General features: G+C 70.7%; 25 protein-coding genes. 2 read left to right on the forward strand and 23 right to left on the reverse strand.

The features are described 5' to 3' along the window. Nucleotides 1-19: 19 nt before the first annotated feature. The 21 genes from IM787_RS12645 to IM787_RS12745 all read right to left on the reverse strand — a co-directional run bounded on the left by IM787_RS12645 (nucleotide 20) and on the right by IM787_RS12745 (nucleotide 20,505). Nucleotides 20-544, reverse strand: coding sequence for a phosphoribosyltransferase (locus IM787_RS12645; RefSeq protein ID WP_193676994.1), 525 nt, complete (start codon nucleotides 542-544; stop codon nucleotides 20-22). Between the two features lie 19 nt (nucleotides 545-563). After that, entirely contained in the window at nucleotides 564-1,895 is a 1,332-nt protein-coding gene (locus IM787_RS12650; protein ID WP_193676995.1) for an adenylosuccinate synthase, read from the reverse strand. Nucleotides 1,896-1,927: 32 nt separating this feature from the next. After that, a complete protein-coding gene (locus IM787_RS12655) occupies nucleotides 1,928-3,088 on the reverse strand; it encodes an ATP phosphoribosyltransferase regulatory subunit (protein ID WP_193676996.1) in 1,161 nt (386 codons plus the stop codon). 82 nt (nucleotides 3,089-3,170) lie between these two features. Next, entirely contained in the window at nucleotides 3,171-3,647 is a 477-nt protein-coding gene (locus IM787_RS12660; protein WP_193676997.1) for a GNAT family N-acetyltransferase, read from the reverse strand. 71 nt (nucleotides 3,648-3,718) lie between these two features. After that, nucleotides 3,719-3,907, reverse strand: coding sequence for a DUF2065 domain-containing protein (locus tag IM787_RS12665; protein WP_193676998.1), 189 nt, complete (start codon nucleotides 3,905-3,907; stop codon nucleotides 3,719-3,721). A gap of 4 nt (nucleotides 3,908-3,911) precedes the next feature. Beyond that, entirely contained in the window at nucleotides 3,912-4,838 is a 927-nt protein-coding gene (gene hflC / locus IM787_RS12670) for a protease modulator HflC (RefSeq protein ID WP_193676999.1), read from the reverse strand. Continuing rightward, complete coding sequence (gene hflK, locus IM787_RS12675) at nucleotides 4,838-6,166, reverse strand: FtsH protease activity modulator HflK (RefSeq protein WP_193677000.1); 1,329 nt, start codon at nucleotides 6,164-6,166, stop codon at nucleotides 4,838-4,840. The genes hflC and hflK overlap by 1 nt, the downstream gene beginning before the upstream one ends. A gap of 52 nt (nucleotides 6,167-6,218) precedes the next feature. Continuing rightward, nucleotides 6,219-7,400: a GTPase HflX gene (hflX, locus tag IM787_RS12680; protein WP_227494289.1), complete on the reverse strand. Its 1,182-nt coding sequence runs from the start codon at nucleotides 7,398-7,400 to the stop codon at nucleotides 6,219-6,221. A gap of 61 nt (nucleotides 7,401-7,461) precedes the next feature. Beyond that, nucleotides 7,462-7,710, reverse strand: a complete 249-nt coding sequence (gene hfq, locus IM787_RS12685) for an RNA chaperone Hfq (RefSeq protein ID WP_435531154.1) — start codon at nucleotides 7,708-7,710, stop codon at nucleotides 7,462-7,464. A 140-nt stretch (nucleotides 7,711-7,850) separates the two neighbouring features. Next, a complete protein-coding gene (der, locus tag IM787_RS12690) occupies nucleotides 7,851-9,188 on the reverse strand; it encodes a ribosome biogenesis GTPase Der (RefSeq protein ID WP_193677002.1) in 1,338 nt (445 codons plus the stop codon). 12 nt (nucleotides 9,189-9,200) lie between these two features. Continuing rightward, on the reverse strand, nucleotides 9,201-10,373 hold the full coding sequence (gene bamB / locus IM787_RS12695) for an outer membrane protein assembly factor BamB (protein WP_193677003.1): 1,173 nt from the start codon (nucleotides 10,371-10,373) through the stop codon (nucleotides 9,201-9,203). Continuing rightward, nucleotides 10,370-11,044, reverse strand: a complete 675-nt coding sequence (locus IM787_RS12700; RefSeq protein ID WP_193677004.1) for a YfgM family protein — start codon at nucleotides 11,042-11,044, stop codon at nucleotides 10,370-10,372. The genes bamB and IM787_RS12700 overlap by 4 nt, the downstream gene beginning before the upstream one ends. A 51-nt stretch (nucleotides 11,045-11,095) precedes the next feature. Next, nucleotides 11,096-12,442 (reverse strand): histidine--tRNA ligase, encoded by a 1,347-nt coding sequence (gene hisS, locus IM787_RS12705; RefSeq protein WP_193677005.1) that lies wholly within the window; start codon nucleotides 12,440-12,442, stop codon nucleotides 11,096-11,098. Nucleotides 12,443-12,447: 5 nt separating this feature from the next. Further along, nucleotides 12,448-13,722 carry a flavodoxin-dependent (E)-4-hydroxy-3-methylbut-2-enyl-diphosphate synthase gene (gene ispG / locus IM787_RS12710; RefSeq protein WP_193677006.1) on the reverse strand — a complete coding sequence of 425 codons (1,275 nt, stop codon included), beginning with the start codon at nucleotides 13,720-13,722 and terminating at the stop codon, nucleotides 12,448-12,450. Nucleotides 13,723-13,730: 8 nt separating this feature from the next. Then, on the reverse strand, nucleotides 13,731-14,669 hold the full coding sequence (locus IM787_RS12715) for a helix-turn-helix domain-containing protein (protein ID WP_193677007.1): 939 nt from the start codon (nucleotides 14,667-14,669) through the stop codon (nucleotides 13,731-13,733). Further along, the gene (gene pilW / locus IM787_RS12720) at nucleotides 14,662-15,474 is read right to left on the reverse strand and encodes a type IV pilus biogenesis/stability protein PilW (protein ID WP_227494290.1); all 813 of its coding nucleotides are present in this window, start codon (nucleotides 15,472-15,474) and stop codon (nucleotides 14,662-14,664) included. Before pilW ends, IM787_RS12715 begins: the two co-directional genes overlap by 8 nt. A 6-nt stretch (nucleotides 15,475-15,480) precedes the next feature. Further along, nucleotides 15,481-16,710 carry a dual-specificity RNA methyltransferase RlmN gene (gene rlmN / locus IM787_RS12725; RefSeq protein WP_193677008.1) on the reverse strand — a complete coding sequence of 410 codons (1,230 nt, stop codon included), beginning with the start codon at nucleotides 16,708-16,710 and terminating at the stop codon, nucleotides 15,481-15,483. A gap of 12 nt (nucleotides 16,711-16,722) precedes the next feature. Beyond that, on the reverse strand, nucleotides 16,723-17,148 hold the full coding sequence (gene ndk, locus IM787_RS12730; RefSeq protein ID WP_193677009.1) for a nucleoside-diphosphate kinase: 426 nt from the start codon (nucleotides 17,146-17,148) through the stop codon (nucleotides 16,723-16,725). 135 nt (nucleotides 17,149-17,283) lie between these two features. Then, nucleotides 17,284-18,666: a pseudouridine synthase gene (locus tag IM787_RS12735; protein ID WP_227494291.1), complete on the reverse strand. Its 1,383-nt coding sequence runs from the start codon at nucleotides 18,664-18,666 to the stop codon at nucleotides 17,284-17,286. A 3-nt stretch (nucleotides 18,667-18,669) separates the two neighbouring features. Beyond that, nucleotides 18,670-19,350, reverse strand: coding sequence for an SMC-Scp complex subunit ScpB (gene scpB / locus IM787_RS12740; protein ID WP_193677010.1), 681 nt, complete (start codon nucleotides 19,348-19,350; stop codon nucleotides 18,670-18,672). 117 nt (nucleotides 19,351-19,467) lie between these two features. Further along, nucleotides 19,468-20,505 carry an RluA family pseudouridine synthase gene (locus IM787_RS12745; RefSeq protein WP_193677130.1) on the reverse strand — a complete coding sequence of 346 codons (1,038 nt, stop codon included), beginning with the start codon at nucleotides 20,503-20,505 and terminating at the stop codon, nucleotides 19,468-19,470. On the opposite strand from IM787_RS12745, the gene IM787_RS12750 reads away from it, so the two are divergent. After that, complete coding sequence (locus tag IM787_RS12750) at nucleotides 20,482-21,336, forward strand: outer membrane protein assembly factor BamD (protein ID WP_193677011.1); 855 nt, start codon at nucleotides 20,482-20,484, stop codon at nucleotides 21,334-21,336. The two genes, IM787_RS12745 and IM787_RS12750, sit on opposite strands and share 24 nt — an antisense overlap. 117 nt (nucleotides 21,337-21,453) lie before the next feature. Here the strand turns inward: IM787_RS12750 and yoaA are convergent, their stop codons facing one another. Together yoaA and IM787_RS12760 are read right to left on the reverse strand one after the other, a co-directional pair. After that, a complete protein-coding gene (yoaA, locus tag IM787_RS12755; protein WP_193677131.1) occupies nucleotides 21,454-23,493 on the reverse strand; it encodes a DNA repair helicase YoaA in 2,040 nt (679 codons plus the stop codon). Between the two features lie 44 nt (nucleotides 23,494-23,537). Further along, nucleotides 23,538-23,741 carry a YdcH family protein gene (locus IM787_RS12760; RefSeq protein WP_193677012.1) on the reverse strand — a complete coding sequence of 68 codons (204 nt, stop codon included), beginning with the start codon at nucleotides 23,739-23,741 and terminating at the stop codon, nucleotides 23,538-23,540. 96 nt (nucleotides 23,742-23,837) lie between these two features. On the opposite strand from IM787_RS12760, the gene IM787_RS12765 reads away from it, so the two are divergent. After that, complete coding sequence (locus IM787_RS12765) at nucleotides 23,838-24,602, forward strand: PP2C family protein-serine/threonine phosphatase (RefSeq protein WP_193677013.1); 765 nt, start codon at nucleotides 23,838-23,840, stop codon at nucleotides 24,600-24,602. Nucleotides 24,603-24,611: the final 9 nt, after the last annotated feature.

Here is a 24,611-nt window from a genome sequence, read left to right on the forward strand (position 1 = left end):
GCCGCCGCGGCCGCCGCCGTCAGACCTTCCACTTCTCCAGCAGCTTCTCCGGCCGCATGTTGTCGTAGCTCTCGAAGGGCTGGTGGATCCAGGGGTTCGTCGGCAGGAATTCCACCGAGTAGTCGGCGGTGAACTTCGACAGGCCCTTGGTCCACAGGACCGCCGTGCGCAGCTCGGTCACCTTGGTGTACTTGGTGCGGAGCATCTCGACGACGCGGTTCAGCGTGTGGCCCGAGTCCGCGAGGTCGTCGACCAGCAGCACGCGGCCGGCGATCTCGCCGCGCGGCGTGGTGATGTAGTGCGCGATGTCCAGGTGGCCCTGCACCGTGCCGGCCTCGGCGCGGTAGGAGCTCGTCGACATGATCGCCAGCGGCTTGTCGAAGATCCGCGAGAGGATGTCGCCGGGCCGCATGCCGCCGCGCGCCAGGCACAGGATGGTGTCGAACTCCCAGCCGGACTGGTGGATGCGGATCGCGAGCTTTTCGCAGAGGTTGTGGTACTCGTCGTAGCTCACGTACAGGTGCTTGCCGTCTTCCGTCAACATCGTCGGGTTCCTCTGCGTCTCAATCGGCCAGGTAGGGGTGGCGCATCATGATCGTGTGGTCGCGATCCGGGCTGGTCGAGATGATATCGACCGGCACGCCGGTCACCTGCTGGATCCGCTGCAGGTACAGGCGCGCGTTCAGCGGCAGCTTGTCGTACTGGGTCACGCCCACCGTCGACTCGCTCCAGCCTTCCATGGTTTCGTAGACCGGCTTGCAGCGCGAGATCTCGTCGGCGCCCAGCGGGAGGATGTCGGTGTGCTCGCCATCCAGCTCGTAGCCGGTGCACAGCTGCAGTTCCTTGATGCCGTCCAGCACGTCCAGCTTGGTGATGCACAGGCCGGACAGGCCGTTGACCTGCGCACTGCGCTTGAGCAGCGCGGCGTCGAACCAGCCGCAGCGGCGTGAACGGCCCGTGGTCACGCCCTTCTCGGCGCCCACCGTGGAGAGGTGGTGGCCCACGGTGCCGGGGGTTTGCCAGTCGAGTTCCGTGGGGAACGGGCCGCCGCCCACGCGGGTGCAGTAGGCCTTGGTGATGCCCAGGATGTAGTGCAGCATGCCCGGCCCGACGCCGGCGCCCGCCGCCGCATTGCCCGCCACGCAGTTGCTCGAGGTGACGTACGGATAGGTGCCGTGGTCCACGTCCAGCAGCGTCCCCTGCGCGCCCTCGAACAGCAGGTTGTCGCCGTGCAGGTGGGCCTCGTTCAGCTCGCGCGACACGTCGGCCATCATCGGGCGGATCTGCTCGCCCTGGCGCAGCGCCTCGTCCAGCACCTGCTGGAAGTCCAGCGCCTGGCTGCCCAGGTATTGGGTCAGCACGAAGTTGTGCAGGTCCAGCAGTTCCTTCAGCTTGACGGCGAAGCGGCCGGGGTCCTTCAGGTCCTGCACGCGCAGCGCGCGGCGGGCGATCTTGTCCTCGTACGCCGGCCCGATGCCGCGGCCGGTGGTGCCGATCTTCTCGGTGCCGCCCTGCTCCCGCCGCGACTCGCGCGCGATGTCCAGCGCGGCGTGGAAGGGCAGGATCAGCGGGCAGGCCTCGCTGATGCGCAGGCGCGAACGCACCTCCACGCCCGCCTTTTCCAGGCCCTCGATCTCCTCCAGCAGCTTGGCCGGCGACAGCACCACGCCGTTGCCGATGTAGCACTTGACGCCCGGGCGCATGATGCCGCTGGGGATCAGGTGCAGCGCCGTCTTCACGCCGTTGATCACCAGCGTGTGGCCGGCGTTGTGGCCGCCCTGGAAGCGCACCACGCCCTGCGCCATCTCGGTCAGCCAGTCGACCAGCTTGCCCTTGCCTTCGTCGCCCCACTGGGTGCCGACCACGACCACGTTGCGGCCCTTCGTCTTCGTCATGACTTCGCTCTTCTCGGGGAAATGGAATGGGATCAGAGGGCGCGCACGACCCAGCGGCCGGCGGCCTGCACCAGCTCGCGGTCGCAGTCGAACTCGTCGACCTCGCTCTCGTGGCCCGGCAGCACGCAGACCACCGTCTCGCCTTCGCGGCGCAGGCCGGCGATGGCCGTGCGCAGTTCGGCGGCGTCCGGCCCGGCATCGAGCCAGGGCGCGCGGATGGCGGCCTTCAGCGGCCGCTTCGCCACCACGCCCAGCAGCTCCTTCACGTCGAGGCTGAAGCCGACGGCCGGACGGTTGCGGCCGAACACGGCGCCGACCTCGTCGTAGCGGCCGCCGCGCGCGAGTGCGTCGCTGGCGCCGGGCGTGTAGATGCCGAAGCGCACGCCGCTGTAGTAGGCGTAGCCGCGCAGGTCCGCCAGGTCGAAGCGGATGCGCGCGCCCTCCACGTGCCGGGCCAGCCACTGGAGGTGTTCGACGGCCTGCCGCACCAGCGGCGAATCCGGCAGCACGCGCAGCGCTTCGTCCAGCACCCTCGCATCGCCATACAGGCCGATCAGGGCTTGCAGGCCGGCCCGCTGGGTCGCAGGGAAATCCTTCGTGAGCAGGGCGAGCTCGGTCGCGTCCTTGGTGGCCAGCGCGGCATGCACCGCGGCCAGCTGCTCCGGGGCCTGGTCGACGCCGGTGAGCAGCGCGCGGACGACGCGCGCATCGGCCATGTCCACCGTCAGCGGCCCGACCTGCGCGGCCCGCAGGCAGTCCAGCGCGAGCAGCAGCACCTCGAGGTCGGCTTCGAGCCCCGCGTGGCCGTAGATCTCGGCGCCGAACTGCAGCGGCTCGCGGGTGGCGTGCGGGCGGTCGGGCCGCGTGTGCAGCACCGGGCCGCAGTAGCAGAGGCGCGTCACGCCGCGGCGGTTCAGCAGGTGCGCGTCGATGCGGGCGACCTGCGGGGTCGTGTCGGCGCGCAGGCCGAGCGTGCGGCCGGAAAGCTGGTCGACCAGCTTGAAGGTCTGCAGCCCCAGCGCCTCGCCGGTCCCCGTGAGCAGCGATTCCAGGTGCTCCAGCAGCGGAGGCATGACCAGCTCGTAGCCGTAGCCTCGCGCGGTGTCCAGCAGCTCGCGGCGCAGTTCTTCGATGTGCCGGGCCTCGGAGGGCAACACATCGGCGATGTGATCCGGCAGGAGCCAGGCGGACATGGGAAAGCGTGGGCTGTTAAAACCGTGATTCTACCGGGCCGTTCCGGCCCGCCGCCCGGCCGCCCCGCCGCGGCCCGCCCGGTCAGTCGCCGGGCGCGGCGCGGCGCAGCACCACCAGCGGCCGCCGGCGGCGAAGGCGCAGCCAGGACACCAGCCCGCCGGCCACCGTGCCGAGCAGGTGGTTGCGGCGCACCGACCACGGTGCATCGCGCAGCGGCAGCGGCGCGAAGGCGAAATCCGCGAAGCGGGCCGCCAGCCGTGGCGAGGTGATGACGTGCACGGGATGCGGCGCGTCGTGGAGGACGGCCTCGACCAGCCTCCACGCGAGCCCCGCGCCGCGCGCCTGCGGCCCGACCACCAGCGAGCCGAGCTCCGCCGCGCCGTCACCGTGCAAGCGGACCTGCACGGCGCCCAGCAGCTGGCCGGCGCGCTCCGCGACGTGGAAGCGTGGCCAGTCCAGCCCGTGGGGGTTCATGTGTTCGGCGTGGACGAGGGCCCGGATGGCGGGCTGGTCGTCCTCGCGCGCGCGGCGCAGGCGGATAGCGGAATTGGCGTCCATGCCCGGCATGCTCCGGGCCGCGCCGCCGGCCGTCTTGCAATTCCGCGACCGCACGCAGGCGGGATCGCGAACTACAGCACGAAGTAGAGCGTGACGAGCCCGAGCAGGATGCTCGTGAGGCCGAAGAAGCGCAGCTGCCCGTCGCGCAGCTGCAGCAGCCGCAGGAAGGTCTGCCGCCAGCCGCCCGGCGAGAGGAAGGGGAACAGCCCTTCCAGCACCAGCATCAGGGCCAGCGCCGCCCAGAAGACGTCGCTGTCCACTGCATCAACGGCGCGGTGCGGCCGGCGCGGGCGCGGCGGCGGCACCGCCACCGGAGAGGCCGCCGCGGTAGGTGCGGAAGAACTCCACGCCCGCCGGGTCGAGCACCATCACGTCGCCCTTCTTGTTGAAGCTCTTCTTGTAGGCCTCGAGGCTGCGGTAGAACTGCGCGAACTGCGGATCGCGCCCGAAGGCCTCGCCGTAGATCGCCGCGGCCTGCGCGTCGCCCTGCCCCATCACGGTTTGCGCATCGCGGTACGCATTGGCCACGGTGACCTCGCGCTGGCGGTCGGCATCGGCGCGGATCTTCTCGCCCTCGGCGGCGCCGGTCGAACGCAGCTCGTTGGCGACGCGGCGGCGCTCGGCTTCCATGCGGCGATAGACCGATTCGGTGATCGCTTCGACGTAGTCGACGCGCGTCAGGCGGACGTCGACGATGTCGATGCCCCAGGGCTTGGCGCCCTTGACCACGTCGGTGACCTCGCGCTTGACGTCCGCCATCATCACTTCGCGGCCGGTGGAGAGCAGCTCGCGCACCGAGCGGCGGTTGATCTCCTCCTGGAAGGCGTTGCGCACCACGCGATTGAGCTGGTTGGCGCCGGCCGATTCGTCGAGGCCCACGTTGCGGATGTAGGCGAGCGGGTCGGTGATGCGCCAGCGCACGTACCAGTCGATCACCACGCGCTGCTTCTCCAGCGTGAGCATCGGCTCGGCATCCACCGAGTCGAGCATCAGCAGGCGCTTGTCGATGTAGCTCACGTTCTGGAACGGGGGCGGCAGCTTGAATTTGAGCCCCGGCTCGCTGATCACTTCCTTCACCTGGCCGAGCGCGTAGACGATGCCGAACTGGCGCTGGTCGACGACGAACAGCATGGAGCTGAGCAGCGCAAGCGCCACCAGCAGAGACGTGACGATCAATCCGATTCGGTTCATCAGCGCGTCTCCCGATCACGGCCACGGGCGTTGTTGGCGTCGCGGGCGCGCGCGTCCGAGGGCGCGGGGGCGGACGGCACGGCCGGCGGCGTGCCCTGCACGCCCGGGTCGGCCGGCGCCGGCGTCGCGGCGGCGCCGCCCTGCGCGACCTGCTGCAGGATGCGGTCGAGGGGCAGGAACACCATGTTGCCGCCCTGGCGCGACTCGACCAGGACCTTGGTCACGTTGCTGTAGATCTGTTGCATGCTGTCGAGGTAGAGGCGGTCGCGCGTGACCTGGGGCGCGCGCTGGTACTCGACCAGCAGCGACTTGAAGCGCTGCGAGTCACCGGTGGCCTGCGCGACGATGCGCGACTTGTAGCCCTCGGCTTCCTGCAACAGCCGCGAGGCGGTACCCGTCGCGCGCGGGATCACGTCGTTGGCATACGCCTGCGCTTCGTTCTTGGCGCGCTCGCGTTCCTGGCCGGCGCGCAGCACGTCGTCGAAGGCCGCCTGCACCTGCTCGGGCGGGCGCACGCCGCCCTGCTGCAGGTTGATGCCGACGACTTCGACGCCGATGCCGTACTGGTCCAGGATGCGCTGCATCAGCGTGCGCACGCGCGGGGCGATCTGGTCGCGCTCCTCGGCGAGGGCGGAGTCCATCCGCATCTTGCCGACCACGTCGCGCACGGCCGTCTCGGCGGCCTGGACCACCGACTCCTGGGGGTTCTTGCTGTTGAACAGCCAGGCGCGCGCGTCGTTCAGCCGGTACTGCACGGCGAACTTGATCTCGACGATGTTCTCGTCCTGCGTCAGCATCGCCGACTCCTTGAGGCCGGTGGCGCGCACGACGTTGTCGCGGCCCACGTCCACGGAGCGGATCTGCGTGACCTGCACCACCTCGTGGCGCTCGATCGGATACGGCAGGCGCCAGTTGAAGCCGGCGCCGACGGTGGAGTGGTAGCGGCCGAAGCGCGTCACGACGGCCTGCTGGCCTTCCTGCACGATGAAGAAGCCGGTGCCGAACCAGATGATCACGACGACGATCGCGATCAGGCCCGCGCCCACGCCGGCGCTCTTCATGTCCGGCTGGAAGTTGCCGCCGCCCCCGCCGAAGCCGCCATTGCCGCCGCCACCGCGCCGGCCTCCGAACAGGCCGCCCAGCTTGCGGTTGAAGTCGCGCCACAGCTCGTCGAGGTCGGGCGGCCCCTGGTTGGGGCCCTTGCCTTCGGGACGCTGGCCGTCGTTCTTGTCTTCGCCGCGGCCCCAGCGGGGATCGTTCAGGTTGAACATGCCCCGGATGCGGCCTCTCAGCCCGGCAAAGGTCAGGCTGCGGGAAAGAAGGTTCATTCGATGGGTACTCTTGTTGTCAGCAGCCGCATTGTGCCCAAACAGGATGAGGTCAGGATGAGGTAGGGGCGGCGGTGTCCGCCTCGGCCGCCGGCCGGGCCGCGGCCACGATGCGCACCAGCTCCCGGCGAAGTTCCGACAGGCCGTCGCCCGTCAGGCTGCTCGCGAAGACCCGCGGCACCTGCCTGCCCTCGACCTCGAACAGGTCCACCAGCCGGCGCGGGCGCCCGGCGGGGTCCAGCGCGTCGGTCTTGTTGAAGACGACCAGCTGCGGCACGTCGCCGGCGCCGATCTCGTGCAGCACCCGCTGGACTTCCGCCATCTGCTCGGGGTAGTGGGGGTTGGCGGCATCCACCACGTGCAGCAACAGGTCGGCATCCGCCGCCTCCTGCAGGGTGGCCTGGAAAGCGTCGATCAGCCCGTGCGGCAGGTCCCGGATGAAGCCGACCGTGTCCGACAGCGAAACCGACCGGCCGGTGCCGCCGCTGGCGCCCTCCTCGTCCTGCAGGTAGAGCTGGCGGGTGGTGGTGTCCAGCGTCGCGAACAGCTGGTTGGCCGCGTAAGCGCGCGCCTTCACCAGCGCGTTGAACAGTGTCGATTTGCCGGCGTTGGTGTAGCCGACCAGCGAGATGGTGAAGGTCTCGCGGCGCTCGCGCTGGCGGCGCTGGGTGGCGCGCTGCTTCTTCACCTTGGCCAGCCGCTCGCGCGTGCGCTTGATGGCGTCGTCGATCATGCGGCGGTCGAGTTCGATCTGCTTTTCGCCCGGGCCGCCGCGCACGCCCGCACCGCCCGTCTGCCGCTCCAGGTGGGACCAGCGCCGCACGAGCCGGGTGCTCAGGTACTGCAGGCGGGCGAGCTCGACCTGCAGCTTGCCGTCGTGGCTGCGGGCGCGCTGGGCGAAGATCTCCAGGATGAGGAGCGTCCGGTCGTTGACCGGCAGGCCCATGTGCCGCTCCAGGTTGCGCTGCTGGGCGGGACTGAGCGACTGGTCGAACAGGATCTCGCTGGCGCCGGTTTCCTCGGCCAGCTGCTTGATCTCGTCGGCCTTGCCCTTGCCGACGAACAGCGCAGCGTCGGGCGCCTTGCGCTTGGCGGTCACGCGCGCCACCGGCTCCATGCCGGCGGTCTGCGCGAGCTGCCCGAGCTCCTCGAGCTCGGCGTCGAAATGGGGCAGCCCCAGGTCCACCCCCACCAGGAGGGTGGCGGCGGCCGGGCGTTCGGGAGATGCGGTCAAACCGGGAACCAGGAGGAACGGGGGAAACGCCCGCCGCGGCGGGTGGGGGTGCGGTACGGCGTCAGGTGGCGGGGCTTTCCCCGCCTTCGGCCGGCGAGAAGTTCACCGCCCGGCCGGGCACGATGGTGGAGATGGCGTGCTTGTACACCATCTGCGTCACGGTGTTGCGCAGGAGGACAACGTACTGGTCGAAGGACTCGATCTGCCCCTGCAGCTTGATCCCGTTGACCAGGTAGATGGACACCGGCACGTGCTCGCGGCGCAGCGTGTTCAGGAAGGGGTCTTGTAGTAGCTGCCCTTTGTTGCTCACGATATTCTCCGTGTTCTGACGTTGTTGGAAGTTGCACATTACCACAGCGACCGCCTTCGGCGGGCGAACCCAGGCAACCCATCTGCAGCCGCCGGGGCGGAAATCAAGACCGCCGGGCGCCGGAAGGCGGCGCCGTGGCCCTACTCCTTGTCGGCGTAGGGATTCTTGGAGGTGCGCAGCTCGATGCGCAGCGGCGTCCCGACCAGGTTGAATTCCTTGCGGAACCGGCCTTCCAGGAAGCGCTTGTAGGCGTCCGTCACGTGTTCCAGCGAATTGCCGTGCACCACGATGACCGGCGGGTTCATGCCGCCCTGGTGGGCATAGCGCAGCTTGGGGCGGAACATCCCGGCGCGCTTGGGCGACTGGAACTGCACCGCCTCCAGCAGCAGCCGGGTGAGCACCGGCGTGGTCATCTTCGTCATCGCGGCCTTGTGCGCCTGCGCGATGGACGCCCACAGCGGGCCCAGGCCCTGGCGCTTCTTCGCCGAGATGTAGTGCAGCTCGGCGAACTTCAGGAACGCGAGGCGCTGCTCGATCTGCCGCCGCACGAGTTCGCGGTTGTAGTCGTCGACGGCATCCCATTTGTTGATCGCCAGCACCACGGCGCGACCGGACTCGAGGATGTAGCCCGCGATGTGCGCGTCCTGGTCCGTGACGCCCTGCGTCGCGTCCAGCAGCAGCAGCACGACGTTGGCCGACTCGATGGCCTGCAGCGTCTTGACCACCGAGAACTTCTCGATCGCCTCGAACACCTTGCCCTTGCGGCGCAGGCCGGCGGTGTCGATCAGCTCGAACTTCTGCCCGTTGCGCTCGAACGGCACGGAGATCGCGTCGCGCGTGGTGCCCGGCAGGTCGAACGCCACGAGGCGCTCCTCGCCCAGCCAGGCGTTGATCAGCGTCGACTTGCCGACGTTGGGGCGGCCGGCGACCGCCAGCTTGATGATGCCGCTCTGCTGTTCCTCGGCGGCGTCATCCTCCTCCGGCAGGTTCAGGGGCTCGAAGGCGGCGTCGACCAAGCTGCGGATGCCCTGCCCGTGGGCCGCGGACACGGCGTGGATCTCGCCCAGGCCCAGCTCGTAGAACTCGGCCAGCTGCACGCCTTCCAGCATGCCTTCGGCCTTGTTCGCGGCCAGCACCGTGGGCTTGCCGAGGCGGCGCAGGTAGTTGGCGATGTCGTGGTCCTGCGCGGACAGGCCGGCGCGCGCATCGACCACGAAGACGACGACGTCCGCCTCGGCGACGGCCTGCTGCGTCTGCTTGGCCATCTCCTTGTAGATGCCCGACTCGGCCGTCGGCTCGAAGCCGCCGGTGTCGATGACGATGAACTCGTAGCGGCCGTGGCGGGCGTTTCCGTAGTGCCGGTCGCGGGTGAGGCCCGCGTAGTCCGCCACGATCGCGTCGCGCGACTTGGTCAGCCGGTTGAACAGCGTCGATTTCCCGACGTTGGGGCGGCCCACGAGGGCCATCACCGGCTTCATTGCAGACTTTCTTTACTGGGGGACGAACCCGTACACGCCCCCGTTGCGGGTCACGACGATGAGGGTGTTGCCGGCCGCCACCGGGGCGGAGGCGATGGCCGAGCCGTCCGTGGACAGCCGGGTGAGCAGCGTGCCGTCCTCGCGGTTGAGCATGTGCACGAAGCCGAAGTCGTCGCCGACCACCACCGAGCGGCCGAGGGCGAGGGGCGTCCCGAGGCCGCGGTGCAGCAGGCGCTCGTTCACCCAGGCGCGCTGGCCGCTGTCACGCCGCCAGGACACCACGCGGCTGTCCGATTCGGTGCCGAACACGTTGGCGCCGTCGCCATGCACGCCTTCGGCGCCGTTGGCGCGCTGGGTCCAGGCGAGCTGGCCGCGGGCCGTGTCGACGCAGCCGACGGCGGCCTGGAAGGCACGGGCGCAGACCGAGTCGCCGACGCGGCTGACGCTGCCGACCAGGTCGACCAGCCGCTCGATGTCGTTGATGCCGCGCGCGGTGGCGATCGGCGCTTCCCAGCGGATGCTGCCGTTGAGGGGGTTCAGGCCGGCCAGCCGGCCGCCCTGCCCCACCACCAGCGTGTCGCCCACGGCGAGGATCACGCCGGCCTGGCGCAGCACCAGCGGCTCGCCCGGGCGGGCCTGGTTCCACAGGCGGCGCCCCGTCGCGCCGTCGAAGGCCGTGACGGAACGGTCGCCGCCGAGCACGAAGACGCGCGCGCCGGCCACCAGGGGCGGCGTGTACGAGAGCGCGCCCAGCTTCTGGCGCCACAGTTCACGGCCGCCGCTGAAGGTCACCAGGTCGTTGTCGCGGGTGACCACCGCGGCGGTGGTCCCGTCGAAGCCGACCCCGGCGGCCAGCGCCGACCGCGCGCTGGCGCGCCACTGCTCGCGGCCGGTGGCGGCGTCGAGCGTCACCACGGTGCCGTCGCTCGCGGCGAGCGCGGCGGTGTTGCCGCTGACGGCAACGACCATGGGGAAGTCCACCGTTCCCAGGCGCGCCGTCCATGCCTGGCGCACGCCGAGCAGATTCGGGTTGGCCTGCAGTTCGGCCGGCTTCGGTTTCTCCGCGGCGGTGTTGAAGAACGGCAGCGAGAAGGACGGCGGCAGCACGGAGCAGCCCGCCAGCAGGACCAGGGTGGCGACCGCCGAGGCGGCACGCAGGGAAGGAACCAGGTTCAGCACGTTCATGACTTGGCCGTCTCCGCGGGCGCCTTGAGGGTCTGGACGTCCACGCCCAGCGCGGTCAGCTTGACCTCGACGAGGCTGCGGTACTGGGCGTCGGCGCCCAGCCCCTGCCAGGCCTTGGTGTACTCGGCCTTCGCCTGGTCGTTCTTGCCTTGCAGCTTGAGGATGTCGCCGCGACGGTCCGCCGCGAGCGGCTCGAAGGCGGCCGGCATGTCCGTGAGCTGCTTCAGTGCCTCGTCGTAGGACTTGGCTTCGACCAGCAACGCGGCCAGGCGCAGCCGGGCCAGCGCCTGGTAGCCCTCGTCGCCGGCCTTCTCGGCCACGCCCTGCAGCGCGGCGCGCGCGGCATCCGCCTTGCCCTGCTGCACCAGGAACTTGGCGCCCAGCAGGGCGGCCTGCTGCGCGTACGCCGTGCGGCCGAACTTGTCCTGCACGTCCTTGACGGCCTGTTCCACGCGGGCGGCGTCACCCGAGCCGACGGCCCGCTCGACCTCGTCGTACAGCACGGCGGCCTGCACCGCCTGCTGCCGCTGCCAGTACTGCCAGCCGTTCCAGGCGGCGAAGGCGCCGAGCACGGCGATGAGGAACCACGTGATCAGGTTCCCCCACTGCTTCCAGAAGTGCTTGAGCTCGTCAAGCTGTTCCTGTTCTTCGAGGTCGAGATGTCTTGCCATGTATGCCCGGTGGGGTGCGTTGTGCTGCCCGGTTGTGACGGGCGATTGTAGTTACCTCAGCGAGGCGGCCCAGGAAGCCGCGTCGGCGAGCGGCCGCAGCGCCTGCGCGCCGGTGCCGTCGCGCAGGGACTTCACCGTGACCTGCCCTTGCGCGAGCTCGTCGGGGCCGAACACCAGCGCGTAGCGCGCGCCGCTGCCGTCCGCCTTCTTGAACTGCGACTTCATGCTGCCCGGCCCGTCCGGTCCGCCGGCATGCTGCACCACGCGCACGCCGGCGGCCCGCAGGGCTTCCAGCGTGGCGGCGACCTGCGGCAGCGGAACGCCGGCAGGGACGACCGCATAGGCGTCGGGCGCGTGGTCGGGAACGGCGACCTTCAGCTCCTGCAGCAGCAGGAGCAGGCGCTCGATGCCGAGGCCGAAGCCCACCGCAGGCGCCGGCTTGCCGCCCAGCTGCGCGATGAGGCCGTCGTAGCGGCCGCCGCCGCACACGGTGCCCTGCGAGCCGAGCTGGTCCGTGACCCACTCGAACACCGTCAGGTTGTAGTAGTCCATGCCGCGCACCAGCCGCGGGTTCACGCGGTATTCCAGGCCGACCGCGTCCAGCATCGCGCGCACCGCGTCGAAGTGGGCCCGCGAAGCCTCGCCGAGGAAGTCGATCAGCCTGGGCGCGCCTTCGATCACCGGCTGCATCGCCGGCACCTTGCTGTCCAGGATGCGCAGCGGGTTGCTGTGCAGGCGGCGCTGGGCCTCGGCATCCAGCACGGTCGCGTGCTGCTCCAGGTAGCGCACCAGCGCCTCGCGGTGCGCCTTGCGCTCCTCGGGCTGGCCGAGCGAGTTCAGTTCGAGCCGCACGTCGCGTCCTTCGACCAGGCCGAGCTCGCGCCAAAGGGCACGTGCGACCAGGATCATCTCGGCATCGACATCGGGGCCGGCGAAGCCCAGGGCCTCGACGTCGAGCTGGTGGAACTGGCGGTAGCGGCCCTTCTGCGGACGCTCGTGGCGGAACATGGGACCCACCGTCCACAGGCGCAACGGGCCGTTGTACAGCGCGTTGTGCTCGATCATCGCGCGCACGATGCCCGCGGTGGCCTCGGGGCGCAGCGTGAGCCGGTCGTCGTTCATGCTGTCGACGAAGGAGTACATCTCCTTCTCGACGATGTCCGTCACCTCGCCCAGCCCGCGCACGAACAGCGCCGTGGGCTCGACGATGGGCGTCAGCAGGTACTGGTAGCCGTAGCGGGCGAGCACGGTGCGCACGACCGATTCGAACCACTGCCACAGCGCGGAATCCGGCAGCCGCTCGGTGCGCGGCACCGACGGCGGCAGGATGTCGTTCATGCCCTTGACGGCAACGATCTTCTCCGCCTTCTTCGCGGCGGTGCTGGTTTCCATGGTCATGGCGCTCAGGCGGATTCGGCGACCGGGGTGCCGAAGCGCTTCTCGATGTAGTTCTCGACGATCTGGTGGAATTCGGCGGCGATGTTCTCGCCGCGCAGGGTCAGCGCCTTCTGGCCGTCGATGAAGACGGGCGCGGCGGGCGCCTCGCCCGTGCCGGGCAGGCTGATGCCGATGTCGGCATGCTTGCTCTCGCCCGGGCCGTTGACGATGCAGCCCATCACGGCCACCTTCATCTTCTCGACGCCGGGGTACTTGGCGCGCCAGACGGGCATCTGCGCGCGCAGGTAGTCGTCGATCTGCTTGGCGAGTTCCTGGAAGGTGGTGCTGGTGGTCCGGCCGCAGCCCGGGCAGGCCGTCACGCTCGGCACGAAGGTGCGCAGGCCCAGCGACTGCAGGATCTCGGAGGCGATGACCACCTCCTGCGTGCGCGGCTCGCCCGGCTGCGGCGTGAGCGACACGCGGATCGTGTCGCCGATGCCCTCCTGCAGCAGGATGCCCATGGCCACGGCGGAGGCGACGGTGCCCTTGGTGCCCATCCCGGCCTCGGTCAGGCCCAGGTGCAGCGGGTAGTCGCAGCGCTTCGCGAGTTCGCGGTAGACCGCGATGAGGTCCTGCACGCCGCTCACCTTGCAGGACAGCAGCACCTGCTCGTGGCGCATGCCCAGTTCCTCGGCGAGCTGCGCCGACTGGATGGCGGAAGTGATCAGCGCCTCGTACATCACCTGGCGCGCCTCCCAGGGCTGCGCGCGCGCCGCGTTCTCGTCCATCAGCTGCGCCAGCAGTTCCTGGTCGAGGCTGCCCCAGTTCACGCCGATGCGCACCGGCTTGTCCCAGCGCAGCGCGGCTTCGATCATCTGCGCGAACTGGCGGTCCTTCTTGTCGCCCTTGCCCACGTTGCCGGGGTTGATGCGGTACTTGGACAGCGCCTGGGCGCAGTCCGGGAATTCGGTCAGCAGCCGGTGGCCGTTGTAGTGGAAGTCGCCGATCAGCGGCACGTCGATGCCCATGCGATCGAGCTGCTCGCGGATGTACGGGACCTGCTGCGCGGCCTCCGGCGTGTTGACCGTGATGCGCACCAGCTCGGACCCGGCCAGCGCGAGCTCCTTGACCTGGATCGCCGTCCCGATCGCGTCCACGGTGTCCGTGTTCGTCATCGACTGCACCCGCACGGGCGCGTCGCCGCCGACCGTCACCACGCGCGAACCCCAGGTGACGCGCGCCTGGCGGGAGCGGCGCGCCAGGGGCGCGGCGGGAGCGACGGGAAGGCAGGGACCGGACATGGTGGGAATCACTTCACTTCGAAACGGGCGACGTTGTCGCGCGCGAGGGGCGCCAGGCTGAACGGCTTGCCACGCACCTGCACGTCCGTCTGCGCGGCGTCGCCAACGGTGACGGACAGTGGCAGCGTGCCACCGACCCCGGCGCTTTCGCCGGGGCCCATGAGACGCCGCAGCACCGCGATGCCCCGGGCATCCGTCACCTGGATCCACGACGGCCCGCGGGTACGGAACACCACGAGGGCGTCCGGCGCCACCGGCACGGCCACGGCGTCCGCGCTGCTCGCAGCCGCGGGCATCGCGGCGGTGCCCGCGGCCTGCGGTGCGGCGGCAGGGACCCCGCCCGCGGGCAGGGGGGTGGCCACCGTCCCCGCCGGCGCCGCGCTGGCGGGTGCCGGCAGCGGCTGGGCGCCGGGCGTGGCCGCCGGGAACGCCGCGACGGCGTTGTTCTCCGGCGCGGCCGAGGCCGGACGCGGCGGCACGCCGGACGCCGGCTCCGGACGGTTCGCCTGCGTGATCGTGTCCAGGCCCTGCTCGACGAGCGGCAGGAACAGGATCACCAGCGCGCCCGCCACCAGCGCGGCCACCGTGAAGAGGACCGGCCGGGAGACGTGGTGCAGCACGCCGGGAGGGGCCGCGTCTCCCGGGGCGCGGAACGGCGCGTTGATGCCTTCCGTGTCCGGCACCAGGCGCGGCTGCGACGTCTGCGGCAGGCGACCGAGCACCGCCTGCGGGTCGATCTTGAGGGTGCGCGCGACGCTCGAGGCCAGCGCCCGGACGAACACCGCGTCGCCCAGCAGGTCGTAGCGGTCTTCCTCCAGCGCCTCCAGCTTGCGCACCGGCACCTTCAGGTTGGCCGCGAGCGTGTCGACGTGCAAGCCCGCCGCCTCGCGGGCCTCGCGCAGCAGCGACCCGGCGGTCACCCCGTCGGCCACCGTCCCCTCACTCATCGAACGCCCTCCGGTCGAGCGCTCCACGTTCGCGGGACTGCGGGAAACGCTTGCGCAGCTGGTCGCTCAGCTGGCTCATGGCGGCGGTGTCGTTCAGGCGCTGTTCGACCTTGATGCCGAGCCACAGCGTTTCGGCGTTGGCGAGCTCGCTGTTGTTGAGCCGGCGGATGTAGAACTGCGCGCGCGGGAACTCGCCACGCTGGAACAGGATGCGGGCGAGGTTGTAGCCCGTGATCGGGTTGCCGGCGTCGAGTTCGTAGGAATGGATCAGGCTCTGCTCCGCCTCGGCGAGCCGGCCGGCGCGGGCCTGGCACAGGCCCATGGCCATGTACGACTTGGAGCGGCCGGCATAGACCGGGTTGGCCAGCGCGCGCTGGAACGAGAGCTGCGCCTCCGGGTAGCGGGCGAGCTGGCACTGCATCCAGCCGTAGTTGTGGTGCGTGTCGGGGTCGCGCGGGTTGAGCGCGAGCGCGCGGCGGAAGCTGTCCTCGGCCTGCGCGTTGTCGCCCAGCCGCTGGTAGATCAGGGCCCGCAGGTTGTAGGCGTCGGACAGCGTGGGATCGGTCGCGATGACCTGCTTGAGCTCCTCCAGCGCCACGTCGGTCTTGCCTTCGGCGTAGTAGTTGCTGGCGAGTTCCAGGCGGATGCGCGCGCGACGGCGGTTGTCGGGCTCCTCGCCGGCCGTCACCACGTCCTGTTGCTGCTGCTGCGTGGCGCAGCCCGCGAGCAGCGTGAGCGCGGCGGCGGCTGTCGCCAGCGCCAGCCAACCCGAAAAGCGGCGTTGCGCCGCCATGGCCTTCGTCATGATCCCCTATGCCTCCTTCGTGGCTGTGTCCGCGGGGACCGGCTTGAGCATCACCGTGCGCTGCTGCGCGATGCGCCGGTCGACCCGGGTGCGGTCCTTCACGTCTCCGGCCAGCTGGCCGCAGGCGGCATCGATGTCGTCGCCGCGCGTCTTCCGCACCGTCGTGACGATACCAGCATCACTCAGGATTTTCGCGAAAGCCTGCACGCTCTGTTGCGGCGAACGCACCAGGCCCGAGGCGGGGAAGGGGTTGAAGGGGATCAGATTCAGCTTGCACGAGACGCCGCGGCCGCGATGGCGCTGGACGAGGTCCGCGAGCTGGCGCGCGTGTTCCGGCTGGTCGTTGACGCCATCGAGCATGCAGTACTCGAAGGTGATGAAGTCGCGCGGCGCGTGTTCGAGGTAGCGGTTGCAGGCATCCAGCAGTTCCGCGATCGGGTACTTCCGGTTGAGCGGCACCAGCTTGTCGCGCAATTCGTCGTTCGGCGCATGCAGCGAAACCGCCAGCGCCACGGGGCAGTCCTCGCCCAGGCGGTCCATCATCGGCACCACGCCCGACGTCGACACCGTCACGCGCCGGCGCGACAGGCCGTAGCCGTGGTCGTCCAGCATGACGCGCAGCGCCGGAACCAGCGCGGCGTAGTTCTGGAGCGGCTCGCCCATGCCCATCATCACCACGTTGGAGATGACCCGCTCGCCGCCGGTCCGCAGGTGGGCGCGCAGGAAGTGCTCGGCAAACCAGAGCTGCGCGAGGATCTCGCCGGTCGTCAGGTTGCGCGAGAAGCCCTGGTGCCCGGTGGAGCAGAAGCGGCAGCCCACGGCGCAGCCCGCCTGCGAAGACACGCAAAGCGTGCCTCGGTCGAGAACTGACGGCCCCCGTCCGCCGACGGCGGACGCCCCCGGAGGGGGCGGTACGGCGCCTTGGGGCGGCCCGGCGTCGCCGTACTCGGGAATGAACACGGCCTCGACCGCGTCGCCGTTGCCGACGTCGAACAGCCACTTGATCGTGCCGTCGGCGGATTCGTGCTGGGAGAGGATTGCCAGCCCCTCGATGCGGGCGCTGCCTTCGAGCTTGTCCCGCAGCGACTTCGCCAGGTCGGTCATCTGGCCGAAGTCGCGGGCGCCCTTCTGGTGGATCCAGCGGAACAGCTGGGTGGCGCGGAAGCGCTTCTCACCCAGCGAGGCGCAGAACGCGGCCAGACCCTCGAGGTCGTAATCGAGCAGGTTGGCCGTCATCGCATGGGTCTTTTAGCGGGAGTAGATGTTCATCGCCGGGAAGAAGAAGGCGACTTCGTTCTTCGCGGTCTCGGCGGCGTCGGAGCCGTGCACCGCGTTGGCATCGATGCTGTCGGCGAAGTCGGCGCGGATGGTGCCCGGCGCGGCCTTCTTCGGGTCGGTGGCGCCCATGAGGTCGCGGTTCTTCAGGATGGCGCCCTCGCCTTCGAGCACCTGGATCATCACCGGGCCGGAGATCATGAACTCGACGAGGTCCTTGAAGAAGGGACGCTCCTTGTGCACGGCATAGAACTGCTCGGCTTCCTGGCGCGACAGGTGCGCCATGCGGGCGGCGATGACCTTCAGGCCGGCAGCTTCGAAGCGCGCGTAGATCTGGCCGATGACGTTCTTCGCCACGGCGTCGGGCTTGATGATGGAGAGGGTGCGTTCGATGGCCATGCTGTTTCCTGAGCTTGATGTTTTAGGGTTTTGCCGGAGGCGAAAAGTTCGGCAAAGCCCGCAATTCTAGCGGGCCTGCCCTCGCCTTCCGTGACGAAGGGGTGTCCGGCGCCTTCCGGGCGCCGGCCCCCGGAGTTATCGGCCGCCCCGGCCGCCGCCGCGGCGGGGTCCGCCCCGGCCCCCACCGCCGCCGGGCATGCCGCTGCCCGGGCCGCCGCGGCGCTGGCGGTTGAAGCTGTCCGCGCCGATGTAGCCCACCGAGGTCTTCATCGGATCCGGCTGGCCGCCGCCACCGCCCTGGCCACCGCCTCCGCCGGACTTGCGCCGGCCCTGGCCCTGCGCATTGCCCTGCTTGCCCGGCGCGCCGCCCTGCGGCCGCGGCCCCTCGCCGCGGGTCGGCCCGCCGCGGCGCTTGGCGTTGCGCCCGCCCTTGCCGCCGGCGTCCGCCTCGCGGGGATGCTGCGGCCGTGAAAGGCCGCCGGCCGCCTGCGTCAGCGAGCCGATGTCCCGCTCGTCCAGCTCCATGAAGGCGCCGCGCTTGAGGCCGCGCGGCAGCACCATGGCGCCGTAGCGGATGCGGATGAGGCGGCTGACGGCGTGGCCCACCGCCTCGAACAGGCGGCGCACCTCGCGATTGCGCCCTTCGCTGATCGTGACGCGGTACCAGACGTTGGAGCCCTCGCCGCCGCCTTCCTCGATGGAACCGAACTGCGCGCGGCCGTCGTCGAGGTCGACCCCGTCCAGCAGCCGCTGGCGCTCCTCGTTGCTGAGCGCGCCCAGCACCCGCACGGCGTATTCGCGCTCCAGGCCGAAGCGCGGGTGCATGAGCTTGTTGGCGAGCTCGCCCGAATTCGTGAACAGCAGCAGGCCCTCGGTGTTGAGGTCCAGCCGGCCGACCGACTGCCACTTGCCCTGCTGCAGCTTGGGCAGCTTGCGGAACACGGTGGGCCGGTTCTGCGGGTCGTCGTGGGTGACGACCTCGCCGACGGGCTTGTGGTACGCGATCACGCGCGGCGGCGGCGGCGCGATCCGCACGCGGATCGGCTTGCCGTTGACCTTGATCTGGTCGCCGAACTGGATGCGCTGGCCGATGTGGGCGGGCTCGTTGTTGACGGAGATCCGCCCCTCCATGATGAGCTGCTCCATCTCCAGCCGCGAGCCGAGGCCGGCCTGGGCGAGCACCTTGTGCAGCTTGGGGGTCTCGGGCTGCGGCGCCAGCACGCGCTTGGCGGCGCTCGTGTCGGGCGCCTCCTCTTCGGCGTCGAAGCGGCCGGTGATGACGTCCTCGAACCGCACGGGCACGGCGGCAGGCGCCGGCGCGCGCCGCGCCCGCTCCTGGCCCGGCTGGCGGTCCTCGCCGTCCTCGGCGTCGTCGTCGCCTTCCTCGTCCTCGCCGCGGCCCTCGTCCGCCCCTTCCTCCGCCGCCCGGGCCGCCGCCTCCCTCGCCTCCTCGCGGGCACGTCCTTCCTCGGAATCGTCATCGGGCGTGCGCGCCATCGCGTCGGTGGGATCGTTCATGCTTCAGGTCTCTACGGCTGGTGTGGCGTCGGGATCGCCCAGGTCGTCGCCGCCGGAGGCGGTGCGTGTCGCGTCATCGGCCGTGGACTCGCCGGCTTCCGCGGTTTCCATCGCCAGTTCCGGCTGCGGCGCCGCCGCCTCGGCCAGAGCCTCGAAGGCGCCGCCCGGCTGGGCCGGGTTCTGCAGTTCCGGCAGCTGGTCGAGCGAGGCGAGGCCGAGGTCGTCGAGGAACTGGCGCGTGGTGGCGTACAGCGCCGGCCGGCCCACCGCCTCGCGGTGGCCGATCACCTCGACCCAGCCGCGGTCTTCCAGCTGCTTGAGGATCTGGGTGTTGATGGTGACGCCGCGGATGTCTTCCATGTCGCCGCGCGTGACCGGCTGGCGGTACGCGATGATCGCCAGCGTCTCGAGCGCGGCGCGGCTGTAGCGCGGCGGCTTCTCCGGGTGCAGGCGGTCGAGGTACTCCCGCATCTCCGGCCGGCTCTGGAAGCGCCAGCCGCTGGCCACGCAGACGAGTTCGACCCCGCGCTGCGCCCAGTCGTTCTGCAGCTCCCCGAGCAGTTCCTTGATGGTGTCGGCCCCGAGCTCGTCGCCGAACAGCACGCGCAACTCGCGCACGGGCAGCGGCTGCTGCGTGCAGATCAGCGCGGTCTCGAGGACGCGCTTGGCATCCACCGTATTCATGGTCTCGTCCTGGAAGTGGCGCTCAAGAGAGCGCTGCTCGTCTGGGCCAAGGGCTGTGGTCGTGGTCGTCGCCGCGGTGTCCCCTCCAGGGCAGCTGCGGCGCGGGGCCGGTGCCGGTCACGCCCCGCGGGCGTCGGCGACTGGCTGGCTCGTGAGCCATTCGGATTCATTGTATCGCAGGCCCCACGCCGCCCACGCGGCCCGCAGGTCGGGCGGCAACGGGGCGTGGAAAGCCAGCGGCGCCCCCGTGACCGGATGCGCGAAGGCCAGGCGGAACGCGTGCAGCGCCTGCCGTGCCAGCGCGCCGGCGGCGGCCCCTCCGTAGAGAGGATCCGATGCGATGGGGTGGCCCACGTGCGCCAGGTGCACGCGGATCTGGTGCGTGCGCCCCGTCTCCAGCGTGCACAGCAGCCCGCAGCCTTGCGTGCCCTGCGCCAGCAGGCGCACCACCGTGGCGGCGGGCTTGCCGGGGTGCCGCTGCAGGTCGACCACCGCCATGCGCAGGCGGTTGCGCGGGTCACGCCCGATGGCGGCGTCGATCCGCCGCACGTCCGGCCCTTCCCAGCGGCGGTGGGCCAGCGCCAGGTACTGCCGCGAGACCTCGCGCGCCGCGATCATCGCGACCAGCCGGTCCATCGCGGCGCGCGTGCGCGCCACCACCATGAGGCCGCTGGTGTCCTTGTCCAGGCGGTGCACGATCCCCGCGCGCGGCAGCTGGCGCGCGCCGGCGTCCCGCGCGAGCAGCGCGTTGAGCAGCGTGCCGCTCCAGTTGCCGGGCGCGGGGTGCACCACCAGGCCGGCCGGCTTGTCGACGACGAGCAGGTGTTCGTCCTCGTGGACCACCGACAGCGGCAGCGCCTCGGGCAGGAAGGCCTGGCTTTGCGGCGTGGGCCGCAGTTCCACCTCCCCTGCTTCGCCGGCACGGACCTTCTGCGACGCCTTGGTGGCGGGACGGCCCTGCAGGCGCACCGCGCCGGATTCGATCAGCTGCTGCAGGTAGGAGCGCGAGAACTCGGGCACCAGGTGGGCGAGCGCGCGGTCGAGCCGCTCGCCGTGCAGGGACGCGCCCACCGTGAACGGACGGGTCTCCGCCTCGGCACCGGGTTCCTCCAGCAGGTCCTCGGTGGCGGGATGCGATGGGTCGGTCGATATAATGGCTCGCCCTTGGAAAGAGAGTTGCGCGTGCTTGTTCGAGCCAAATTATCGGTGGTCCCTGTCCTGCTGGCCGCGTCGCTGCTGGCCGCCTGCTCCTCGACGAAGGAGGACGACCGCACCGCGACCTGGAGTCCCAACCGCATCTACGCGGAAGCCAAGGACGAGATCAACTCGGGCGGCTTCGACAAGGCCGTCCCGCTGCTGGAGAAGCTGGAGGGCCGCGCGGCCGGCACGCCGCTGGCGCAGCAGGCCCAGCTCGATCGCGCCTACGCCCACTACAAGGCCGGCGACCAGGCGCAGGCGCTCGCCACGCTGGACCGCTTCATCAAGCTGCACCCGGCCAGCCCCGCGCTGGACTACGCCCTGTACCTCAAGGGCGTCGTGAACTTCAACGACAACCTGGGCATGTTCTCCTTCATCACGCGGCAGGACCTGTCCGAGCGTGACCAGAAGGCCGCCAAGGAGTCGTTCGAATCCTTCCGCGAACTCGTGACGCGCTTCCCGGATTCGCGCTACTCCCCCGACGCCCGCGCCCGCATGACGTACATCGTCAACTCGCTGGCGCAGTACGAAGTGCACGTGGCGCGCTACTACTACAACCGCGGCGCGTACGTGGCGGCGATCAACCGCGCGCAGTCCGCCCTGGCCGACTACCGCGACGTGCCCGCGCTGGAGGAAGCGCTCTTCATCCTGGTGCGCTCCTACGACGCGCTGGGCATGGCGCAGCTGCGCGACGACGCGCGCCGCGTGATGGAGAAGAACTATCCGCAGAGCGAGTACCTCTCGCGCGGCGGCAAGAAGGAAGACCGGCCCTGGTGGAAGGTGTGGTGACCTGAAGACCCGTCATCCCTGCGCAAGGCGGGGATCCAGGGCTTTCGAAGGAAGAAGCGGCCGCCGGCCGCTTTTTTCATGCCCTGGATTCCCGCCTTCGCGGGAAGGACGGTGGCCTTACCCGCCCAGCCGCCCCAGCGCCTCGTCGAACTCGGTCTCGTCGTTCAGCCTGCGCATCGGCGGCAGCGCCGCCATGAGGCGCCGGCCGTAGGACATCTGCACCAGCCGGGTGTCGCACACCACCAGCAGACCCTGGTCGCTCTCGCGGCGGATCAGCCGCCCCGCACCCTGCTTGAGCGCCACGGCCGCCTCGGGCACGAAGTAGTCGTTGAACGGGCTGCGGCCCTGCAGCTCCAGCCGCTGCCCGCGCGCCTCGACCAGCGGGTCGCCCGGCGGCGGGAAGGGCAGCTTGTCGATGACCACCAGCTGCAGCGCCTCGCCGGGCACATCCACGCCTTCCCAGAACGACGCCGAGGCCACGAGGATGCAGCCGGGCCGGCCCTCCGCCGCGCCTTCGCGGAAGCGCTCAATCAGCCGGCGCTTCGGCCATTGGCCCTGCACCAGCACCTCGATGGCCGCGGAGCCCTGGAAGCGCGCCTGCAGCTGCTCGCCGATGGCGCGCAGCGCGCGCAAGGTGGTGGTGAGCACCATGGTGCGGCCGCCGATGCGCTGCGCGGCGCGCTGCGCGAGCGCGGCCACCGCGCCGCTGTGGGCGGGATCGTTCGGGCGCGGCAGCTGGCGCGGGACGTAGACGGCGGCCTGCGACGGATAGTCGAAGGGGCTCGCCACCCGCAGCACTTCCGCGTCGCCCAGCCCGCAGGGCTCGGTGAACCAGGACAGCCGCGCGTCGTCGCCGAGCGTCGCGGAGGTGAAGACCCAGGCGCGGCGCGCCGCAGCTTCGGCCTCGCCGCCGGTGGCGCCGGACTTCAGCAGCTTCTGCTGCACCGCCTCGGCGATGTCCAGCGGCGACTCCACCAGCCGCAGGTGCGTGGAGACGTCGACCCAGCGCACGGCGCCCGGCTCGGGCTCGCGCGTGAACGCGGCCAGGCGCTGCGCGAGCAGCGCGGCGCGTTCGTGCAGGCGCACGAAGTCCGGCGCGATCTCGCTCACGGTGCCCAGTCCCTCGGCCGCCTGCGCCAGCGAGCGTTCCATCTGCTCCAGCGCGCCGCCCCACATGCGTTCATCCACGCCTTCGGGTGCGGCGCCGGTCCAGCGCAGCCGGCTGCCCGGCGTCGCGCGCCCCACCACCAGCCGCAGGTCGCGGGCCGCGCGCTCGGTCGCGGCGGCGAGCTGCTGCCAGTCGACCAGCCCCCGCGCGAACTGCAACCCCGCGCCCAGCATGTCGCGGGTGAAGTCCAGCACCTGCCCGGTGCCGGCCTGCTGGCCCAGGAACTGCACGCCGGTCTCGTTGAGCTGGTGCGCTTCGTCGAAGATCACCACGCGCACGGTCGGCAGCAGTTCGGCCATGCCCGACTCCCGCACCGCGAGGTCGGCGAAGAACAGGTGGTGGTTGATGACGACGACGTCGGCGGCCAGCGCCTCGCGGCGCGCGTTGTTCACGTGGCAGTTGCGGAACTTCGGGCACTGCGAGCCGAGGCAGTTCTCGCGGGTGGATGTGACGAAGGGCAGCACGGGCGAGCGCTCGTCCAGCCCGGGCATCTCGGCGAGATCGCCGGTGCGGGTGCCCTGCGCCCATTCCTCGATCTTCGCGAGCGTCCGCACCGCGGTCCGGTCCGGCAGGTTCGCATCCTGGCGGGCCATCTCCAGGCGATGCGTGCACAGGTAGCTGCCCCGACCCTTCAGCAGCGCCATCCGCACGGGCAGGCCCAGCGCGTCGGCGAGCCGCGGCAGGTCGCGGGCGAACAGCTGGTCCTGCAGGGTCTTGGTGGCGGTCGACAGCAGGACGCGCTCGCCGCTCAGGAGCGCAGGCACGAGGTAGGAGAAGGTCTTGCCGACGCCGGTGCCGGCCTCCACGACCAGCGCGCCGCCCTGCTCGATGGTGCGCGCGACCGCCGCGGCCATCTCGGTCTGGCCGGACCGCGGGCGGAACGCTTCCGCGGCCCGCGACAGCACGCCACCCGGCACGAAGGCCTCTCGGGCGAGGTCCTCCAGGCGCTGGGTTCCCGCACCCGGCCAGCCCGCCGCCGCGTCGCCCATGGGTCCCGAGTGGTGCGCGGACGACGGGACTGCCGAATCCGTCATCAGGCCGGTTCTTTGGGGTCGAGCACGAGTTCGAGCCGCGCGATCTCGTCGCGCAGCGCGAGGCGCCGCTTCTTCAGGCGGCGCATCATCAGTTCGTCCACGGGGGTCTGCTGCGCGGCGCGATCGATCATCGCGTTCAGGTCCGCGTGCTCCATGCGCAGCTCGATCAGGCGCCGTTCGGGGGAGTGCAGGTTCGTGTCCAAGATGAAAAAGCGGGGCGCCGCTGCGAGAGGCTTCGATAATACGCCGTTCACAGGCAATAATCGAGTGATCTCATCCTTGGGAAACACGCGCACTCCATGACCAGCAAGGGCTACCGCCTCACGGCGTCGACCGGCATCCACAAGGGTGACCGCGAATACCAGCAGGACCAGATCGCGCTGATCTCGCATCCGCGCACCAACGGCTGCGTGCTCGGCGTGGTGGCCGACGGCATGGGCGGCCGCAGCGGCGGGCGCAAGGCGTCCGACCAGGTGATGATGACGTGCAAGCAGCTCTTCGAGCGCTACTCGCCCACCGCCGACGACACGCCGGCGATCCTCAAGCAGATGGTGCAGGAGTCGCACCTCGTCATCAAGCTCACCGCGATCTCCTCCGAGCAGGAACCGCACAGCACCATCGCCGCCTTCATCATCAATCCCAACGGCGAATGCCACTGGGTGCATGCCGGCGACTCGCGCATCTACCACTTCCACAGCAACCGGCTGGTCAAGCGCACCATGGACCACTCGTACGTGCAGACGCTGGTGGACCGCGGCGAGCTGACGGAGGAGCAGGCCAACGTCCACCCGCAGTCCAACATCCTCATGGGCTGCCTCGGCGCGGAAGACGACCCGCCGGCCGAAGTGCACTTCATCGAGCAGCTGCGGCCGGGCGACACGCTCCTCGCCTGCAGCGACGGCGTGTGGCACTACTTCAGCCCGGAGGAACTCGGCTCCGTCCTGTCGTCGCTGTCGCCGCGCGAGGCCAGCGAGTTCCTGATCGAGAAGGCCCGTTCGCGCGCCCACGGCGGCGGCGACAACCTGTCGCTGCTGATCGTGAAGCTGGAGCCCCTGGGGACCTGAACCGGCCGC

This window comes from Ramlibacter pallidus (assembly GCF_015070875.1).
Lineage (GTDB): Bacteria > Pseudomonadota > Gammaproteobacteria > Burkholderiales > Burkholderiaceae_C > Ramlibacter > Ramlibacter pallidus.